This is a genomic window from Mesorhizobium sp. M7A.F.Ca.ET.027.02.1.1 (assembly GCF_004022985.1).
Classification (GTDB): domain Bacteria; phylum Pseudomonadota; class Alphaproteobacteria; order Rhizobiales; family Rhizobiaceae; genus Mesorhizobium.
This window is the reverse complement of record NZ_RZOL01000440.1, coordinates 1-4,764: the sequence shown is the minus strand read 5'-3', so window position 1 is coordinate 4,764 and position 4,764 is coordinate 1. Positions and strand designations below refer to the sequence as shown.

General features: G+C 63.1%; 6 protein-coding genes. 4 read left to right on the top strand and 2 right to left on the bottom strand.

Features of this window, described 5'->3' with window-relative positions:
* A partial coding sequence (locus EN749_RS30720; protein WP_145991065.1) for an FUSC family protein occupies positions 1-1,100 on the top strand: 1,100 nt, incomplete at its 5' end.
* Here EN749_RS30720 and EN749_RS30715 read toward each other — a convergent pair.
* Positions 1,097-2,221 carry a DUF2336 domain-containing protein gene (locus tag EN749_RS30715; protein ID WP_127395787.1) on the bottom strand — a complete coding sequence of 375 codons (1,125 nt, stop codon included), beginning with the start codon at positions 2,219-2,221 and terminating at the stop codon, positions 1,097-1,099. The two genes, EN749_RS30720 and EN749_RS30715, sit on opposite strands and share 4 nt — an antisense overlap.
* Positions 2,222-2,371: 150 nt before the next feature.
* On the opposite strand from EN749_RS30715, the gene EN749_RS30710 reads away from it, so the two are divergent.
* Both EN749_RS30710 and EN749_RS30705 read left to right on the top strand, forming a co-directional pair.
* Entirely contained in the window at positions 2,372-2,824 is a 453-nt protein-coding gene (locus EN749_RS30710; protein ID WP_023810497.1) for a MaoC family dehydratase, read from the top strand.
* Positions 2,825-2,827: 3 nt separating this feature from the next.
* Positions 2,828-3,709, top strand: a complete 882-nt coding sequence (locus tag EN749_RS30705; protein WP_128290192.1) for a CoA ester lyase — start codon at positions 2,828-2,830, stop codon at positions 3,707-3,709.
* A gap of 7 nt (positions 3,710-3,716) precedes the next feature.
* Here the strand turns inward: EN749_RS30705 and EN749_RS30700 are convergent, their stop codons facing one another.
* The gene (locus EN749_RS30700; protein ID WP_128364563.1) at positions 3,717-4,346 is read right to left on the bottom strand and encodes an isoprenylcysteine carboxylmethyltransferase family protein; all 630 of its coding nucleotides are present in this window, start codon (positions 4,344-4,346) and stop codon (positions 3,717-3,719) included.
* 256 nt (positions 4,347-4,602) lie between these two features.
* Here EN749_RS30700 and EN749_RS39670 point away from each other — a divergent pair.
* A partial coding sequence (locus EN749_RS39670; protein WP_348629392.1) for a helix-turn-helix domain-containing protein occupies positions 4,603-4,764 on the top strand: 162 nt, incomplete at its 3' end.

Genomic DNA, 4,764 nt, shown 5'->3' with positions numbered 1-4,764 from the left:
GGGTCGGCACTATCACCCGCCTGACCATCGCCGCCGATTTCGCCGATGCGCTCAAGCAGGTGCTGCGCGGCCTCGACGCCTTGCGCGCGCCTGCCACGCGGTCGGCCAGGGGCAGCAGGCAGCCTGCGCTGGTGGTGCATCGCGATTACGCCGGCGCGTCGCGCAACGCCGTGCGCGCTGCCCTTGCCACGCTGCTGGTCGCGGCCTTCTGGTTGACGACGAAATGGTCGGAAGCGGCCGGTACGGTCATCCTCGTTGCTGTCGTATCGAGCCTGTTTGCTGCTCGCCCCGACCCTGTGCAGGTCGCCTGGGGTTTCTTCAAGGGAACGCTGCTCGCTTTGCCCTTTGCCTTTCTCGTCGGCCAGATCGCGCTGCCCGCTTTGCCGGGCTTCGGCTGGTTCATGCTGTTTGTCGTGCCCATCCTTGTACCGACGGCGCTGGCCATGGCCAATCCACGCTATGTCGGCGTGGCGACGGCCTTCGCCATCAACTTCCTCGCCTTCCTGAGCCCGCACCAGGCGATGACCTACGATCCCGTACCCTTCTTCGCCGGGTCGGCGTCGATCCTGGTCGGCATCCTGCTGGCGATCGGTGTCTTCATCGTCGTGCTGCCAGCCGATCCGTGGCTCGCGGCCAACCGCATCGTGCGCGCCATGCGCGAGGATCTGGCGCGGCTTTGCCTGCATGAGCGGGTGCCGAGGCGGTCGGCCTTCGAGAGCCTCGCCTACGACCGCATCAACCAGCTGATGCCGCTGGTGCAGAATGCCGGTCAGAAGGGCGATGCGGTTCTGGGCGGCGGAGTCGCCGCCGTCACCGTCGGCCTGGAGGTCCTTCGGCTGCGCGATGCAAGCCAAAGCCATGCCATTCCATCCGAGACCGCGCTTTCGATCGCCAACTTCCTGAGGGGACTGGCGCGCGAACTGCTTTTCCGCGCGCCCGGCGATCCACAGACCTCGACCGTCGCCGTCGCCCGGCAGTACGCAGCGAACATCGCCGAGCGAAACGGCACCGGCGAATTGCTACAAATCGCAGCATCGCTGCGCATCATTGCCGCGGCGATGGAGGATTTCCCGGACTTTTTCGCGAGGGATAAAGGCTAAGCCGCCGCTATCGCCAGTGCGTGGCCGCGTGCGTTCTCGCGCAGCGCGTCGAGATGGATCGACTTGACCAGCGTGGCAAGATCGCCTTCCGCGGACTGCCCGCCCTCCTCCTTGAGCATCAGCCAGCTGACCTCTTGCACACCGGCGACGCGCTTGCCGTTGGCAACCTCGCGCCAGATCTTCAGCGCACGCAGGATGATGGCATGGGTGACTGCGGCAAGTCCTGCGCTGCGGAACAGCGCCTGCAAGGCGACATCATGCCCGCCGGCAAGCAGCGCCCTTACCCTTTGTTCGGACTGCTGGCTGAGCGCGACCAGCGCCGAGCCGAAGAAATCGACCTTGCCATGCGCGATGGTGCGGATCAGAAAGCTCGCGGTAAGGTCGCCGCGCAGCCTGAGATGCTCGATCAGGGCCGCATGTTCTTCCTGGCGCGTGCCTTCTATCAGCGTCACCGAAGCCTTGACGCAGGCGTCGCGCATGACGCGGTCGGCTCGCGCCGCGCCCATCATCGCCATCACCAGTGGCGACGTTTTCAACATTTCGCCGAGCTTGACGAGCAGCATATGCCGACAGTCGGCCGGCAGCCTGATATCCGATATCAGCGCCTCGCGCACCAGCGGCAGGTGCCCATGCCGTTCGGCCATGCGGCGGAAGCTGAGCGAGGCGATGTCGGCGCCGCTGTTGGCGAGCAGCACCGCGCAGGCGTCCGCCTCGCCGATCTCGGCGATGGCCGCCGACAGCGCCATCGAGACGAGTGGCCGGTCGGCGATCAATTTCTGTGTCGCCTTCGGACTTGAGGCCACGCGGTTGATCAGGTCGGCGTCGGTGAGCAGCGGCGAGCGCGCCAGCACCACGCCGGCGACTTCCGGCTGGTCGGAGGCCAGCACGCTGATGATCTGCATTGGCGCTTGGTGGCTCATCGACAGCGCCTCGGCCATCGCCAGCCGCACCTTCGACGAGGCATCGTCGAGCAATAGCGTCAGCGCCGCCTCGGCGGCGCAACGGTCCTCGAAAGGCAATTCGGAATTGATATAGGCCCGGGCCAGAGCGCTCGCCGCCGCTGCACGCTCCGACACCCTGGCGGTGTAGATCCATTTCAGGAAATGCGAAACAACAACCATGCCCGCCTGCTTACGCCCCTTGTCAGAAGCTTCTGACCCCACTGACGACCGTAGGCAGAATTGGTTTACGAACCGTTCACCATGTTCATTAACTGGCTTGCGAGGCTGATTTGCAGCGCCTATCACCGTCAAGCACCTGAGGAGAAAGAAATGGCCGGGCTTTATCTCGAAGAGTTCGTTGTCGGCCATGTCTTCCAGCACACGCTGCGCAAGACCGTTACCGAAAGCGACAACATGCTGTTTTCGGTAATGACGCTGAACCCGCAGCCGCTGCATATCGACTTCGATTTCGCCGCCAAGAGCGAATGGGGTAAGCCGCTGGTCAACTCGCTGTTCACGCTCGGCTTGATGATCGGCATTTCGGTCAATGACATCACAGTCGGCACTACGGTCGCCAATCTCGGCATGAAGGAGACCGTGTTTCCGCATCCGGTCTTCCATGGCGACACCATCCGGGTCGAGACGACAGTCATCTCGGTGCGCGAATCCAGGTCGAAACCCGATCGCGGCATCGTCGAATTCGAGCATCGCGCCTACAACCAGCATGGCGATCTCGTCGCCAAATGCACCAGGCAAGCGATGATGCTGAAGAAGGCGATCTGACGCATGCGTTCGCTGCTGTTCGTCCCTGGCGATTCCCAGAGGAAACTGGAAAAAAGTTTTGGTGCCGGCGCCGACGTGATCATCGTCGACCTCGAAGATTCCGTGGCGCCGCACAACAAGGCGCTGGCGCGCGAGGTGGCGGCGCGCTTCATCCTGGAACGCAGGGCGCAAACCAGTTCAGCCATCTATGTCAGGGTCAACGACCTCACGACCGGCCTGACGGATGACGATCTGGTGGCGTTGGTGCCGGCACGACCCGACGGCATCATGCTGCCCAAGTCGAACAGCGGCCAGGATGTACAGCATATGTCGGCAAAGCTCAGGGTGCGCGAGGCCGAAAATGATCTGGCCGACGGCGCAATCAAGATCCTGCCGATCATCACCGAAACGCCGGCAGGCGTGCTGGCGGCGGCGACCTATACCGGGACAAGTGCGCGGCTTGCCGGCCTCACCTGGGGCGCTGAAGACCTGTCGGCGGCGATCGGCGCGCGCAGCGCCCGCGACGAGCATGGCCGCTACACGGACGTGTTCCGACACGCTCGCACCATGACCATACTTGCCGCCGGTGCGGCGGAGGTCGAGGCGATCGACACCGTCTTCCCGAATTTTCGCGACATGGCGGCCTTCGAAGCGGAATGCACCGAGGCCGAGCGCGATGGCTTCACCGGCAAGATGGCGATCCACCCCGATCAGGTGCCGGTCATCAACGCCGCCTTCACGCCGTCGGCCGAGGCCGTGAGACAATCGGCAGCAATCGTCGCCGCGTTCGCGGCAGCGGGAAGTCCCGGCGTTGTCGGCATTGACGGCAAGATGTTCGATCGACCGCATCTGCGGCTAGCCGAGCGGCTTCTGGCGCGGGCAAAGGCGGCAGGTGTTTCCGCCTGAGCGCCTGCTACCAAACCAATGGGATCAGGCGGTAACGGACCCGGGCCACATAGTCGTCATAGCCGCGCAGGCCGGTGCGAAGCGTCTTCTCTTCAATGAACGTGCGGATGGCCAGGAGAACGACGATCACGAGTACCGACGCCAGCCCCCACCAGGAACCAAGCAGAAGTGCAGTGCCGGCGAAGAAAAGGATGGCGCCAGCGTACATCGGATGGCGGACGTAGCTGTAAGGCCCCGTGGAGATCACACGTTGTCCGCGTTCATCCTGGATCTTCACCACGGGCGCCGCGAAACTGTTCTCCAGCATCGTCAGATAGCAGATCCAGATTCCGAGCAGCAGGACGAGCGCGCCGACCACCTGCACCCAGACGGGAACCACGGACCAGCCGAAACGGACGTCGAACCCCATGAATATCTGCGAACCAAAGATGGCGAACAGTAGTATGGACAGCAGGACCTTGTCGGCCGTGTCCTGATTCTTCTGGATGGGAGAACTCAGCCGCTCATTCATCAGGCCGGGATCGCGCCTTGCCAGCGCCACGCCCAAGGTGAGACTGAGCCCCACCATCCCCACCAGATAGACCCAGGCCCCCGGCCAGTGCAGTGTGCCGGCCGACAGGAAGAGCAAGGCGCCCATGGCGCCAAACCAGACGAATGTTTGGGGACCAATTTCGCGATCATGATCGACCTTTCATGATATCCGCTCACTTGCACTGGCAATTTCAGACCATCGGTCTACCATACCGACCAGCGGTCTGTAATTCAAGCGAACTGTGCAGAAGGTTCATCATGCCCCGTGTCATCAAGCATCCAGAGTTCAGGCGAGAAGAGCTTCTGGACCATGCCCAGACCCTTTTCCTGACGCAGGGCTATGACAAAGCGAGCCTCAACGACTGATTGCGTCCGCCGGCGTCTCGAAGGGCGCCTTCTATCACTACTTCCCCTCCAAGGAGGCTCTTCTGGAAGCATTGGCCGATCGCTTTGCAAGACAGGCACTGGCTGGGGTGCAAGACATAATCGACGATCCGGACCTAGACCCGCTTGGCCGCCTGAAT

Excerpts from the sequence above, each read along its gene's own strand:
- EN749_RS30700 (WP_128364563.1), bottom strand. The coding sequence starts at position 4,346 with ATGGGCGCCTTGCTCTTCCTGTCGGCCGGCACACTGCACTGGCCGGGG.
- EN749_RS30710 (WP_023810497.1), top strand. The coding sequence starts at position 2,372 with ATGGCCGGGCTTTATCTCGAAGAGTTCGTTGTCGGCCATGTCTTCCAG.
- EN749_RS30715 (WP_127395787.1), bottom strand. The coding sequence starts at position 2,221 with ATGGTTGTTGTTTCGCATTTCCTGAAATGGATCTACACCGCCAGGGTG.
- EN749_RS30705 (WP_128290192.1), top strand. The coding sequence starts at position 2,828 with ATGCGTTCGCTGCTGTTCGTCCCTGGCGATTCCCAGAGGAAACTGGAA.